Origin of the sequence: Bradyrhizobium sp. CCBAU 25360, from assembly GCF_028128695.1 — a bacterium.
Taxonomy (GTDB): domain Bacteria; phylum Pseudomonadota; class Alphaproteobacteria; order Rhizobiales; family Xanthobacteraceae; genus Bradyrhizobium; species Bradyrhizobium ottawaense.
On the sequence record NZ_LBJA01000044.1, the window covers coordinates 666,207 to 678,813 of the forward strand.

General features: G+C 64.9%; 14 protein-coding genes. 8 read left to right on the forward strand and 6 right to left on the reverse strand.

All coding sequences use genetic code 11. The features are described 5' to 3' along the window. Nucleotides 1–185: 185 nt before the first annotated feature. Nucleotides 186–1,358, reverse strand: a complete 1,173-nt coding sequence (locus XH81_RS33380) for an MFS transporter (RefSeq protein ID WP_028145640.1) — start codon at nucleotides 1,356–1,358, stop codon at nucleotides 186–188. A 51-nt stretch (nucleotides 1,359–1,409) separates the two neighbouring features. Here XH81_RS33380 and XH81_RS33385 point away from each other — a divergent pair, with 51 nt between their 5' ends. Next, nucleotides 1,410–2,234, forward strand: coding sequence for an AraC family transcriptional regulator (locus XH81_RS33385; protein ID WP_028145641.1), 825 nt, complete (start codon nucleotides 1,410–1,412; stop codon nucleotides 2,232–2,234). A gap of 278 nt (nucleotides 2,235–2,512) precedes the next feature. Next, nucleotides 2,513–3,865: a malonyl-CoA decarboxylase gene (locus tag XH81_RS33390; protein ID WP_028145642.1), complete on the forward strand. Its 1,353-nt coding sequence runs from the start codon at nucleotides 2,513–2,515 to the stop codon at nucleotides 3,863–3,865. Between the two features lie 173 nt (nucleotides 3,866–4,038). Here the strand turns inward: XH81_RS33390 and tarD are convergent, their stop codons facing one another. The 5 genes from tarD to XH81_RS33415 all read right to left on the reverse strand — a co-directional run bounded on the left by tarD (nucleotide 4,039) and on the right by XH81_RS33415 (nucleotide 7,937). Then, the gene (gene tarD / locus XH81_RS33395; RefSeq protein ID WP_028145643.1) at nucleotides 4,039–5,208 is read right to left on the reverse strand and encodes a D(-)-tartrate dehydratase; all 1,170 of its coding nucleotides are present in this window, start codon (nucleotides 5,206–5,208) and stop codon (nucleotides 4,039–4,041) included. 137 nt (nucleotides 5,209–5,345) lie between these two features. Continuing rightward, nucleotides 5,346–5,603, reverse strand: a complete 258-nt coding sequence (locus tag XH81_RS33400; RefSeq protein ID WP_018318553.1) for a DUF3297 family protein — start codon at nucleotides 5,601–5,603, stop codon at nucleotides 5,346–5,348. Further along, on the reverse strand, nucleotides 5,600–6,076 hold the full coding sequence (locus tag XH81_RS33405; RefSeq protein WP_028145644.1) for a glutathione peroxidase: 477 nt from the start codon (nucleotides 6,074–6,076) through the stop codon (nucleotides 5,600–5,602). The genes XH81_RS33400 and XH81_RS33405 overlap by 4 nt, the downstream gene beginning before the upstream one ends. A gap of 2 nt (nucleotides 6,077–6,078) precedes the next feature. Beyond that, nucleotides 6,079–7,479 carry an amidase family protein gene (locus XH81_RS33410; RefSeq protein WP_028145645.1) on the reverse strand — a complete coding sequence of 467 codons (1,401 nt, stop codon included), beginning with the start codon at nucleotides 7,477–7,479 and terminating at the stop codon, nucleotides 6,079–6,081. A 200-nt stretch (nucleotides 7,480–7,679) separates the two neighbouring features. After that, entirely contained in the window at nucleotides 7,680–7,937 is a 258-nt protein-coding gene (locus tag XH81_RS33415; RefSeq protein ID WP_026202038.1) for a DUF6894 family protein, read from the reverse strand. 249 nt (nucleotides 7,938–8,186) lie between these two features. Between XH81_RS33415 and pqqA the strand changes: the two genes are divergently transcribed. The 6 genes from pqqA to pip all read left to right on the forward strand — a co-directional run bounded on the left by pqqA (nucleotide 8,187) and on the right by pip (nucleotide 12,587). After that, the gene (gene pqqA, locus XH81_RS33420) at nucleotides 8,187–8,267 is read left to right on the forward strand and encodes a pyrroloquinoline quinone precursor peptide PqqA (protein ID WP_007595659.1); all 81 of its coding nucleotides are present in this window, start codon (nucleotides 8,187–8,189) and stop codon (nucleotides 8,265–8,267) included. 118 nt (nucleotides 8,268–8,385) lie between these two features. Beyond that, nucleotides 8,386–9,315: a pyrroloquinoline quinone biosynthesis protein PqqB gene (gene pqqB, locus XH81_RS33425; protein WP_097668422.1), complete on the forward strand. Its 930-nt coding sequence runs from the start codon at nucleotides 8,386–8,388 to the stop codon at nucleotides 9,313–9,315. Then, complete coding sequence (gene pqqC, locus XH81_RS33430; protein ID WP_028145647.1) at nucleotides 9,312–10,091, forward strand: pyrroloquinoline-quinone synthase PqqC; 780 nt, start codon at nucleotides 9,312–9,314, stop codon at nucleotides 10,089–10,091. Before pqqB ends, pqqC begins: the two co-directional genes overlap by 4 nt. Nucleotides 10,092–10,103: 12 nt before the next feature. After that, complete coding sequence (gene pqqD / locus XH81_RS33435) at nucleotides 10,104–10,415, forward strand: pyrroloquinoline quinone biosynthesis peptide chaperone PqqD (protein ID WP_028145648.1); 312 nt, start codon at nucleotides 10,104–10,106, stop codon at nucleotides 10,413–10,415. Beyond that, the gene (pqqE, locus tag XH81_RS33440) at nucleotides 10,412–11,611 is read left to right on the forward strand and encodes a pyrroloquinoline quinone biosynthesis protein PqqE (RefSeq protein ID WP_028145649.1); all 1,200 of its coding nucleotides are present in this window, start codon (nucleotides 10,412–10,414) and stop codon (nucleotides 11,609–11,611) included. Before pqqD ends, pqqE begins: the two co-directional genes overlap by 4 nt. Beyond that, nucleotides 11,601–12,587: a prolyl aminopeptidase gene (pip, locus tag XH81_RS33445; protein ID WP_028145650.1), complete on the forward strand. Its 987-nt coding sequence runs from the start codon at nucleotides 11,601–11,603 to the stop codon at nucleotides 12,585–12,587. The genes pqqE and pip overlap by 11 nt, the downstream gene beginning before the upstream one ends. Nucleotides 12,588–12,607 lie beyond the last annotated feature (20 nt).

Below are 12,607 nucleotides of genomic sequence, written 5' to 3' on the forward strand. Positions count from 1 at the left end.
GGATAGAACCCTCGGGAGGTGGGGCGGGTTCCACCCCGCTGGTGCCCCGGAAGCAGCGCAGTGCCTCTTCGGCGGTGCGCTGCAGAGCCGGGGCCTATGCCGCCGAGAAACTTGCCCGCAATTTTCTCGGTCCCGGCTCTGCGCCGCAACGCTTACGCGTTGCAGCTTGCCCGGGACACGGGCCCTCACACTGCAGCCGGCGTCCTGATCTCGCGCGGCAGGATGATCGCCGCCGCGATCGCCAGCAGGCAGAGCGCGGCGAAGGCGTGCAGCATGGTGACGAAGCCGCCCTGCTCGTAGAGCCAGGCGACCAGGCCGACCGAGGCGCCCGCCGCGGTGAACCCGATGAAATAGCGCACGGCGTAGGCGCGCGAGCGCCATTCCTCGCTGGTGTACTTGCCGACCATTGCATCGTTCACCGTGACCTGTCCGAACGCACCCATGACGATGCCGATCGAGACCAGGATCAGCGGCAGATTGTTCAGGCTGGCGGCGAGATAGAGGAACGGCGCCAGCATGAAGGACAGCGGCAACGCCACCGTCTTCAGCGAGTAACGGTCGAGCAGCCGGCCGATCGTGTACTGCGTCATCGCGCCGAACACGTAGACGCAGGCCGCGATCACGCCGAGCAACGCCGGGCTCTTGGTCAAATCGGCGAGACGCTCCGCGAACAGTTTTGGCAGCGCGACGGTGACGGCGTTGAACGTGGTGGAGATCGCGATCACCACGATCAGCAGCGACAGCACCACGCGCCACATGTCCTGTTTTGCCACCCGCGCCTGCGCCGCCGCCTGCTTCGAGCCCTTGCGGTCCTCGTGCACGACCAGCATCGCAAAGGCGATACCGATCAGGATCGTGACCACGCCGGGAACGATGAAGGCGAAACGCCAGCCGAGATATTGGCCGATCACGCCGGTGACCAGCGCCGAGGAGGCAACGCCGAGATTGCCCCAGACGCCGTTGATGCCCATCTCGCGGCCGAGCCGGTCGGCATACGACACGATCATGGCGGTGCCGACGGGATGATAGATCGAGGCGAAGATGCCGATGGCGAGCAGCGCGGCGCCGAGCTGCACGGGCGTCTGCACGAAGCCGACCGAGATCATGGAGGCACCAATGCCGACGAAGAAGATCAGCATCATGTGGCGGCGGCTCCAGCGGTCCCCGAGCCAGCCGGTCAGCAGCGAGCCGGCACCGAACGCGATGAAGCCCGGCGTCGCGTAAGGCAGCAGCTCCGAATAGGCCATGCCGAGCGCCGGCCCCATGATGATCACGGCGGCGGCAAAGATCAGCATCGAATAATGGTCGATGAAATGGCCTGCGTTGACGAAACTGATGACCCGGCTGGGGCTGTTCATTACGAATCCTCTCCTGCTCCAAAATGAGTTATATGTCGGACCCATGACGGGATGCTGCCAATGACTGTCTTGGAAACGCCAATCTTGGAAACGCCAATCCTGAGGGAGGTCCGGAGCAACCACCGCTCGCCCGCGGGCGTGCACCTGGTCGCGCGCGACTATCCCAAGGGCATGCGGATCGATCCGCATTTGCACCGCGAGGCGCAGCTGATCTATGCGGCCAAGGGCACGATGCAGGTGACGACGCCCGGGGGGCGATGGCTGGTGCCGCCGGATCGCGCGGTCTGGGTCCCGGCCGGGCTCGAGCATGCCATCGATCTGCTCGCCGACATCGAGATGCGCACGCTGTATTTCGACCTGTCCTGGCTGAAGCGCGAGCAGCGCTATGTCGGCCTGACCCGGGAATTCGTGGTGCGGGTGTCGCCGCTGCTCAATCAGGCGATCCTGGCGCTGTTCGACGCGCGCAACACGGAGGAGCGGACCGAGCTGCTGGTGCGCCTCGTCATGCTGGAATTGCACCAGGCCGAGGATTCCGCGACCTTCGTGCCGCTGCCGCGCGAAGTGCGCTGCCGCCGCGCCGCCATGATCGTGCTCGACGATCCCACCGGCCTGCACGACATCGACACGCTGGCGCGCGAGGTTGGAACTTCCGCGCGGACGCTGTCGCGGCTGTTCTCGACGGAAACGCAGCTGAGCTTCAAGAGCTGGTGCCAGCGCGCGCGGATTGCCGCGGCGATCCAGCGGCTCTCGACGGATGCCAGCGTGTCGGTGAAGCAGCTTGCGACCCAGCTCGGCTATGCCAGCGTGCCCGCGTTCTCGGCCGCGTTCCGCCAGGTGACGGGGCGCACGCCGACTGAGTTTGCGGGGAAAGTGTAGCTGGTCGATACGAGCGCAGAACTCGTAGGGTGGGCAAAGCGGAGCGTGCCCACGCATTTTTCGCAATCGAGAGAGATCGTGGGCACGGCGCAAGTGCGCCTTTGCCCACCCTACGGTAGGGGGGCCCTCGGTGGCATTGCCGCAAAGGCAGGCATGCCGGCATTCTCCAGACGCACGGCCCAACTAAAGTTGCCGCATTCCTCCGCTTGATTGTGATCGGTTTCTGCCCAAATCCCGTGTAAGCTTCCGCAACGCACAAACCCGACACGAAAGTCCCGATGGCCAACGCCTTCTTCTCCGACCTGCTCGCCACGATCTCCGAGCGCGGCCGCACGCTGCTTCGTCGGGGAGATTCCGCCGACACCAGACGGGACGCCGACGGGCTGATCGATCTCTGCGACGCGCTGCTGTCGGGCCGGGGCGAGGCATCGGGCATCGCCATCGCGCGTGAGGTGCTCGACATCTACCGGGAGCTGGATGCGGCGGGACGCCGCGCCTTCTTCGACGGACTGGTGCGCGATTTCGGCCCGGACCGGGAGCGCCTGTCCAAGGCGATCGAGAAATGGCGCGCCGCGCCGAGCGACGAGGACGCGAGCTCGCTGCATTTCGCCTCGGAGCCGCGGCGGCAGGAGCTGATCCGCCGCCTCAACCGCGCGCCCGGCGGCACCGGCGATCTCGTCAACATGCGCGCCGATCTGCTCGGCATGATGAACGGCCACACCGAGCTCGCCGCGCTCGATCGCGACGTCTCGCATCTTCTCTCTTCGTGGTTCAACAGGGGGTTTCTCGTGCTGCGCAGGATTGACTGGTCGACCCCGGCCAACATCCTCGAAAAAATCATCCGCTACGAGGCCGTGCACGAGATCTCCGACTGGGACGATCTGCGCCGCCGCATCGATCCGGTCGACCGCCGCTGCTACGCCTTCTTCCATCCCGCGATGGTCGACGAGCCCTTGATTTTCGTCGAGGTGGCGCTGACCGAGACGATCCCCGGCGCGATCGCGCCGCTGCTCGCGGTCGATCGCCAGTATCTGCCGATCGAGCGCGCGCGCACCGCCGTGTTCTATTCGATCTCCAACACCCAGCGCGGTCTTGGCGGCATCTCCTTCGGCAGCTTCCTGATCAAGCAGGTGGTCGAGGAGCTGCGCCGCGAAACGCCCAAGCTCGACACTTTCGTGACGCTGTCGCCGGTGCCGGGTTTCATGCCATGGCTGAAGCAGGACAAGGACCTGCCGCTGTCGGACGAGGACCGCGAGGTGCTGAAGCGCCTCGACGACCCCAAATGGTTCGAGAGCCCCGAGACGACGGCACAGCTCCGCGCCGTGATCGAGCCGCTCGCGGCGCACTACTTCCTCAAGGCGCGCACGCCGAAGGGCAAGCTGATCGATTCCGTCGCCCGCTTCCATCTCGGCAACGGCGCAAGGCTGGAGCGCATCAACTGGCTCGGCGATCTCTCGCCGAAGGGCGTGCGGGAATCCGCCGGCGTGATGGTCAACTACCTCTATCGCCTCGACGACATCGAGAAAAACCACGAGGCCTACGCGAATGACGGCGAGGTGGTGGCGTCGAGCGCTGTGAAGAAGCTGCTGAAGGGCGAAGGAAGGCGGCTGCTGGACATGCGGTTGTCGTAGCCGCAAACTCAGTCGTCGTCCCGAACAAGCGAAGCGCTGATCCGGGACCCATAGCCACAGGGTTGGGTTTGGCGAAGATTCGGAGTTGCCGGCCCGCTCCATAACCTCTCCCTGGGGTTATGGGTCCCCGCGTTCGCGGGGACGACACCGAGTTGTTGGAGACGCCGTCGACCCTACTCCGCCAGCGCCTTCATCTCCTTGTAGAGATCCGACTTGCCTTCAAAACCGATGCCCGGAAGGTCCGGCATGGTGATGTGGCCGTTCTCGACGCCAACGCCATCCGGGAAGCCGCCGTAGGGCTGGAACAGGTCGGGGTAGCTCTCGTTGCCGCCTAAGCCGAGGCCGGCGGCGATGTTGAGCGACATCTGGTGGCCGCCATGCGGGATGCAGCGGCTGGGGGACCAGCCGTGGGTTTTCAGGACTTCCAGCGTGCGCTGGTATTCGCACAGGCCGTAGGAGAGCGCGCAGTCGAACTGCAGCCAGTCGCGGTCCGGGCGCATGCCGCCGTAGCGGATCAGATTGCGGGCGTCCTGGTGGCTGAAGAGATTCTCGCCTGTGGCCATCGGGCCTGGATAGAATTCGGCGAGCGCGGCCTGCAGCGCGTAGTCGAGGGGATCGCCGACTTCCTCGTACCAGAACAAGGGATAGTCGCGCAGCATCTTGGCATAGGCGATGCCGGTCTCCAGGTTGAAGCGGCCATTGGCGTCGACGGCGAGCTGCGCGTCCTTGCCGATCTCCTTCAGCACCGCCTCGATGCGGGTGCGGTCTTCTTCAATTGGCGCGCCGCCGATCTTCATCTTCACGACGTTGTAGCCGCGATCGAGATAGCCGCGCATCTCACCGCGCAGCATCGAGAGGTCCTTGCCGGGATAGTAATAGCCGCCGGCGGCGTAGACGAACACGCGCGGATTGGCTTTGACGCCGTGCCGTTCGGCGAGCAGGCGAAACAGCGGCTTGCCCGCGATCTTCGCCACCGCGTCCCACACCGCCATGTCGATGGTGCCGACTGCGACCGAGCGCTCGCCGTGGCCGCCGGGCTTCTCGTTGGTCATCATCGCGCCCCAGACCTTGTCGGGGTCGAGATTGTCGCCGGCCGCATTCAGCAGCGACTTCGGATCGGCCTCGGTGATGCGCGAGGCAAAACGCTCACGGATCAGGCCGCCCTGCCCGTAACGGCCGTTGGAGTTGAAGCCGTAGCCGATCACGCGCTTGCCGTCGCGAACGACGTCGGTGACGACGGCGACGAGGCTCGTCGTCATCTTGGTGAAGTCGATATAGGCGTTGCGGATCGGCGATGAGATCGGCTTGGTGATCTCGCGGACGTCGACGATGCGGACGGACATGGGGGGCCTTTCGATTTGTTAGCCCGTCATTCCGGGATGGTCCGAAGGACCTGACCTCAGGTGCGCAATTGCGCACCGGGGAATCTCGAGATTCCGGGTTCGATGCTTCGCATCGCCCCGGAATGACGGCTTCGCCGTCACTTCTTATCCCTGAAATACGGCTCCACCGGCCCGTGCACCTTGATGGTCAGCGGGTTGCCGTGGCGGTCCTTGGCGTTGCCGGCGGTGACGCGGACCCAGCCTTCGCTGATGCAGTATTCCTCGACATTGGTCTTCTCGACGCCCTTGAAGCGGATGCCGACGTCGCGCGCCAGGATGTCTGCGTTGTAATAGGGGCTGTTCGGATCGACCGACAGGCGGTCCGGAAATTCGTCGCTCATGATTGTCTCGCTCATAACAGGGTCTCGATTTGATTCCGCAATCCTTCGGGCCGTGCGGTCGGCGCGTAGCGCGCGATTACGCGGCCCTGACGGTCCACCAGGAATTTGGTGAAATTCCATTTGATGGAGGCCCCTAACAAGCCCGATTGCTGGTGTTTCAGGTACTCATACAGAGGGTGCGCATGGGCGCCGTTGACGTCGATCTTCTCGAACAAGGGAAAGGTGACGTCGTAATTGGTCGAGCAGAACGCCTGGATCTCGCTCGCCTGCCCCGGCTCCTGCGCGCCGAACTGGTTGCAGGGAAAGCCGAGCACGGAGAAGCCGCGCGGCGAGAGATCGCGATGCAGATCCTCCAGACCGCGATATTGCGGCGTGAAGCCGCATTTGCTCGCGGTGTTGACGATCAGGAGCACCTGCCCCTCGAAGCGGCGGAGCGCAACCTCCTCACCCGCAAGCGAGTTGGCCTTGAAATCGTAGATCGCGGACATCGCTAACCCACGGGATCGATCGGCGACGGCGGCACGCCGCCCGCCTCGATCGCTTCGCCTGCGAGCAGGCAGAGGTCTTCGCGGTAGCGGCCGGAGACGATGTGCACGCCGACGGGCGCCTTGCCGACCAGACCCGTGGAGACCACGAGGCCCGGCAGACCCATGAAGGGAATGGCGATCTGCGGCAGCTGCGCTTCCCAGACGCGCTTGAAGGACTCATCGTCCTTGCGATCGAGATGATCGGGGAACGGCAGCTCGCCGGACACCGGCGTCAGCAGCACCGCGTATTTTTCGAAGAACAGCATCCAGTCGCGGGTCAGAGTGGCCCGCCGCGTCAGCGCCTTGGCGTAATTGGCCTGATCCATCGGCGTGACCCTGCCGCGATTGCCGCGCAGGCACGCCAGCGCACCGGGATCGCCCTCGCGCTCGGCCATCTCCAGCTGCGCTTCATAGCCGTCGCCGAGCCAAAGCTTGATCTGCCACTCGACCGCCTCGCGCATCGACGGCGTGTTTTCGATCGTCTCGACCGTCCAGCCGGCACGCTCGAGGCGCTTGCCCGCATCGATCACCGCCGCCTTCACTTCGGGCGTGGTGGCAAGGCCGTCCGGATTGAGGCAGAGCGCGGCGCGCTTGTCCCGTGCTGGGCCTTCCAGCGGCACTGGTGCGTACCAGGGATCGCGGATGTCGCGGGCCGACATCGCAGCCAGTGAAATCCTGAGGTCGTTGACGGTGCGCGCCAGCGGACCCGAGACCGCCATGATCTGCGGTCCGATCGGGCGCTCCGGCAGTGCCGGATTGAAGGCGGGGATGCGGCCCAGCGTCGGGCGCAGGCCGTGCACACCGCAGGCATAGGCGGGGTAGCGGATCGAGCCGGCGATGTCGGTGCCGTGGGCGATGTGGCCGATGCCGGCCGCGACCGCCGAACCGGCGCCGCCGGACGAGCCGCCCGGGGTCAGAGAGGCGTCACGCGGGTTCTTGGTGTCGCCATGGACGAGGTTGGTGGTGAACCAGCGATAGGAGAAGGCCGGGCAATTGGTGCGGCCGAGCAGGATGGCGCCGGCTTTGCGGAAATTGGCGACCACCGGATTGTCCTCGCGCGCGATCAAATCGCGCTGGAGCTTGAGGCCGTTGGTGGTGGCAAAGCCCTCCTGGTCGACATTGGCCTTGATGGTGACGGGCACGCCGGCGAGCACGCCGGGGTCCTCGCCCCGCGCGATGGCGGCATCGACGGCGTCGGCCTGCTTGAGCACGTCGTCCGGCCGGTGGTCGATCACCGCATTGAGCTGGGGATTGACGGCGTCCAGGCGGGCGAGACCGGCCTTAGCGGCCTCCCTGGCGGACACCTTTTTGGACTTGACGAGGGTGGCGAGGTCGGCAGCCGACAGGCGCCAGAGATCTTGCATGGCTTGCTCCGTGTAACCGGCGTCTTTTAGCGCCGGGAACGCGGCAAAGCCATGCGGATTTCGCAGGGGCGAAGGCGCTGAGGCGCCGGGTGGTCCCTCGTCATTGAATTGCGAGCGCAGCGAAGCAATCGAGAAATCCCTCCGCGGAGGCAGTCTGGATTGCTTCGTCGCAAGGGCCAATGACGGGGAGAGAGTGGGGGCTAGTGCCGCGTCGCGGACGCGTCCGGGATGTCCAGCAGCGCCTCGGTGAAGGGGAACTCCAGCACGATCTCGCCTTCGGCGTCGGTCACCTCGATCACGGCGTCCAGCAGGGCGCGCTGGGTGCCCTCGGATTTCACCACCTCCAGGATCATCTGGCGGGCGACCTCCCAGGCGCGGTCGGGGTTGCGCAGGTCCTCGCCTTCGGGATCCACGATCAGTTCGTCGCCGATACGGGTGTTGAAGTAGTATCTGGGCATCATCGAAATCCAGTTGGGTCGCCTGTACCGGATTGAAAGCTGCACTGCACTCACAACTGCTTTATCAGGACAGGGTTCGCGACCGAATGCGCCGAACGCAAGGCAGCGCCCCAGAAGTGGTGTTCCCGAGGGCTTTTTTTCGCGGCGCAACATGGGCTTCTCGGGAAAATTTCACTGGCGAACTTCTCGGCGCGCATTAATTTAACGGGTGGGCGGATACGTCCGAATTCGCGAAAATGGAGTGCCAAAATGGCCTGGAAAGCCCCGAAGATCGTCGAAGTGCCCTGCGGCATGGAAATCAACATGTACGTGAGCGCCACCCGCAAGTAAGCGGTTGGTGATCTGCGTTCAGCGCAGGTGGATCTTTCGGTCACGACCGGTTTCCGAATGATGGAAATCGTGTCGGCCTGAGATCCACCTCCGTGACGTTGCTTCCAGGAGACGGATCATGCTTCGCGTCGTCGTCCTGGGCGCCGCAGCCGGCGGCGGAGTGCCGCAATGGAATTGCGGCTGCGAGGGCTGCCGGGCGGCCCGTGAGAACGGCCATGAACTCTTGAGAACCCAAGCCTCGGTCGCCTTCAGCGGCGACGGCGAGCACTGGTTCCTGATCAATGCCTCCCCGGACCTGCGGCAGCAATTGAATGCCACGCCGCAGCTGCACCCCAAAGCGGGCGCGCTGCGCCATACGCCGATCGCAGGCGTTATCCTGACCAACAGCGAGGTGGATGCGGTGGCAGGCCTGCTCTCGATGCGCGAGGGCTCGCCCTTCACGGTCTATGCGCACGAGAAGGTGCTGGCGATCCTGAAGAGCAACAGCATCTTCGACGTGCTGAACGAAAAGAACGTGCGGCGCCAGCCGATCGACATCAGCGAGCCGTTCGAACCGCGGCTACCGGATGGCGCGCGCTCCGGGCTGGAAGTGCTGGCCTTCGCAGTCCCCGGCAAGTCGGCCTGGTATCTGGAAGGCAAGGCGCATCCCGGTGGCGAGAGCGGCGACGGCGACACGCTGGGCCTGAAGATCACCGACAAGGCGACCGGCAAGTGCTTCTACTTCATCGCGGCGTGCGCCGAGGTGACCGACGCGCTGAAGGCCGAAATCGACGGCGCTTCGCTCGTGTTCTTCGACGGCACGGTCTGGCAGGACGACGAGATGATCAAATGCGGGCTCGGCCACAAGACCGGCAAGAGCATGGGACATGTCGCCATGTCCGGCCAGGACGGCGCCATCGCACGGCTGGCCGACCTTGCTATCGACAGGAAGATATTTCTGCATATCAATAACTCGAACCCGGCGCTGCTGCCTGCCTCACCCGAGCGCAAGGCCGCTGAGGCGGCGGGCTGGCAGATACCGGCGGATGGAACGGAGATCGTGCTGTGAATGCGGCGTCAATGACTGGAATGACTGCGCTCTCGATCGGCAAGGACATCAAGCTCACGAGCGCCGAGGAGCTGGAGGCGGCGCTGCGCCATATCGGGGCGACGCGCTATCACAGCCTGCATCCGTTCCATAAGCTGCTGCACGGCGGCAAGCTGAACAAGGGCCAGGTGCAGGCCTGGGCGCTGAACCGCTACTATTACCAGAGCACCATCCCGATCAAGGACGCGGTGGTGATCTCGCGCTTCCGCGACCGCGCCACGCGCCTGGAATGGCGCCATCGCATCGAGGACCATGACGGCGATGTCGGCTCCGAGGGCGGCATCGAGCGCTGGATCAAGCTGACGGAAGGACTCGGGCTCGACACGGCTTACGTGGAATCGACCGAAGGCATCTTGCCGGCGACGCGCTTCGCGGTCGAAGCCTACGTCCACTACTGCCGCGAGAAGAGCCCGCTGGAGGCGATCGCCTCCTCGCTTACCGAGCTGTTCGCGCCAAATCTGCATGAAGAACGCATCTCCGGCATGCTGGAGCACTATGATTTCGTCAATCCTGACATCATGAGCTACTTCAAGCGTCGCCTGACCCAGGCGCCGCGCGATGCCGGCTTTGCGCTCGACTATGTCAAGGCGCATGCAAGGACGCCGGAAGAGCGCGCCTCCGTCTGCAACGCGCTGATCTTCAAGACCAACGTGCTATGGGTGCAGCTCGACGCGCTCCAGCACGCCTATGTCGAGGGCAACATTCCGCCGGGCGCGTTCGTGCCCAAAGCGAACTGAAGAGGAACTGGAATGGCCGGGCCGCGGAACATCAGCGTCAGCGAGGCAAGCCGCCCGGTGCTGCCGCGGCATGCCAAGCTGAAATATGACGAGACGCGAAAGGTCTGGGTGATCCTGGCGCCGGAACGTGTTCTGGCCCCGGACGAGATCGCAGTCGAGGTCCTGCAGCTCTGCAACGGCGAGCGCAGCGTCGGCGACATTGCGGACGCGTTGGCGGTCAAATACGCCGCGCCGCGCGAGGCGATCCTGGCCGATGTCATCGTCATGCTGCAGGATCTCGCCGACAAGGGCTTTCTCACGGAAGCCCGGGAGAAGACGTCATGAGCGATGTGCTCGGCAATCCCACCGTCCCGCCCAACGCCAGCGACAGCCTCGCGGTGCTGGAGAAGCAGCGCTCGACAGCGGAGACTTTTGGCATTCCGCTCGCGGTGCTGCTGGAGATCACCCATCGCTGCCCGCTGCAATGCCCCTACTGCTCCAACCCGGTGGAGCTCGATCGCTCGGGCAAGGAGCTGACCACCGAGGAATGGAAGAAGGTCTTGAGCGAGCTCGCCGAGATCGGCGTGCTGCAGGTGCATTTCTCCGGCGGCGAGCCGACGGCGCGCAAGGACCTCGTCGACCTCGTCAAGCATGCCAGCGACGTCGGCCTCTACACCAACCTGATCACCTCGGCCGTACTGCTGACGCGCGAGAAGCTCAGCGATCTCGCCGATGCCGGGCTCTGCCATGTGCAGATCTCGTTCCAGGGCATCGAGGAAGGCCTCGCCGATCGCGTCGCCGGCTACAAGGGCGGCCACCGCAAGAAGCTCGAGGTCGCAAAGTGGACGCGCGAGCTCGATTTGCCGCTCACCGTGAACGCGGTGATGCACCGGCAGAATTTGCACCAGCTGCCTGACATCATCCAGATGTCCGTCGATCTCGACGCCGACCGGCTCGAGGTCGCCAATGTGCAGTATTACGGCTGGGCGTTGAAGAACCGCGCCGCGCTGATGCCGACGGTGGCGCAGCTCGACGAATGTACCCGCCTCGTCGAGGAGGCGCGCGAACGGCTGAAGGGCACGCTTGCGATCGACTACGTCGTTCCCGATTACTACGCGCTGCGGCCGAAGAAATGCATGGGCGGCTGGGGCCGTCAGTTCTTCAACATCTCGCCCGCCGGCAAGGTGCTGCCCTGCCACGCCGCCGAGAGCATCACCGGGCTCGACTTCGAGTCGGTGCGCTCCAACCATTCGATCGCCTGGATCTGGCAGAACTCCGAGGCCTTCAACCGCTATCGCGGCACCGGCTGGATGAAGGAGCCGTGCAAGTCTTGCGAATTCCGCGAGATCGATTTCGGCGGCTGCCGCTGCCAGGCCTTTGCGCTGACCGGCGATGCCGCCAACACCGATCCGGCCTGCGCGCTGTCGCCGCTGCACGAAACCATCTTCAAGCAGGCCGAGCGTGAGGCCGAGGGCGAGACCAGCCGCTTCCTCTATCGCAACTTCGCCGGCGGCACCCTGGAATCCGAGAATGGGGCCTGACGCCGACGCAGGCACAGCGGCGAGGCGCGCTGATCCCTTTGCGCCGCTGACCTCCGACATGCTCGACGTCGGCGACGGCCATGAGCTCTATGTCGAGAGCGTCGGTCGCAGCGGCGGCATTCCCGCGGTCTACCTGCACGGCGGGCCCGGCAGCGGATGCCAGCCCGATCATCGCCGGCTGTTCGACCCTGATCGCTTCTGCGCCGTGCTGTTCGACCAGCGCGGCTGCGGCCGCAGCCGTCCCAAGGGATCGCGCGAGCACAACACCACGGAACATCTGATCGCGGACATGGAGATGATCCGCGACAAGTTCGGCTTCGAACGCTGGATGGTCGTCGGCGGCTCCTGGGGCGCGACGCTGGCGCTGGCGTACGCGCAGGCCCATCCGGAGCGCATCTCCGGCATTGCGCTCCGCGCGACCTTTCTGGGCACGCGGGCAGAGGTCGAGACGGCCTTCACGGTGCGCCTGCCGCAATTCTATCCCGCGCTCTACGAGGATTTTCTGAGCGTGCTGCCGCCCGGGGAACGCGCACGCCCGGTGGAAGCCTATTATCGCCGCATCCTCGATGCCGATCCGGCCATTCACGGACCTGCGGCCCGCGCCTGGCACGATACCGAGCGAGCCCTGTCGGAGCACAAGGCGGCGAAGACGCGGCTGGACCTGGCGTCACTGAACGTGTGGCGCACGCTGCCGGCGACGCCGTTCATGGAGGCACATTATTTCATCAACAACTCCTTCATGAACCAAGACCAGCTGCTGCGGAACGCGGACCGGCTCGCCGGCATTCCCGGCATTATTGTGCAGGGCCGCTACGACCTGTTGTGCCCTCCTGAGACATCACACACGCTCGCGAAAGTTTGGCCGGGTTCCGAGATTCGCCTCGTGGAAGAAGCCGGACATTCGCTCTATGATGCCGGCGTGAGGGATGCGGTGATGAAGTCGATTGCCGACCTTGCGTCGAAGGCCGCGCGCTAATGCGCGAAAAAGGACAACAA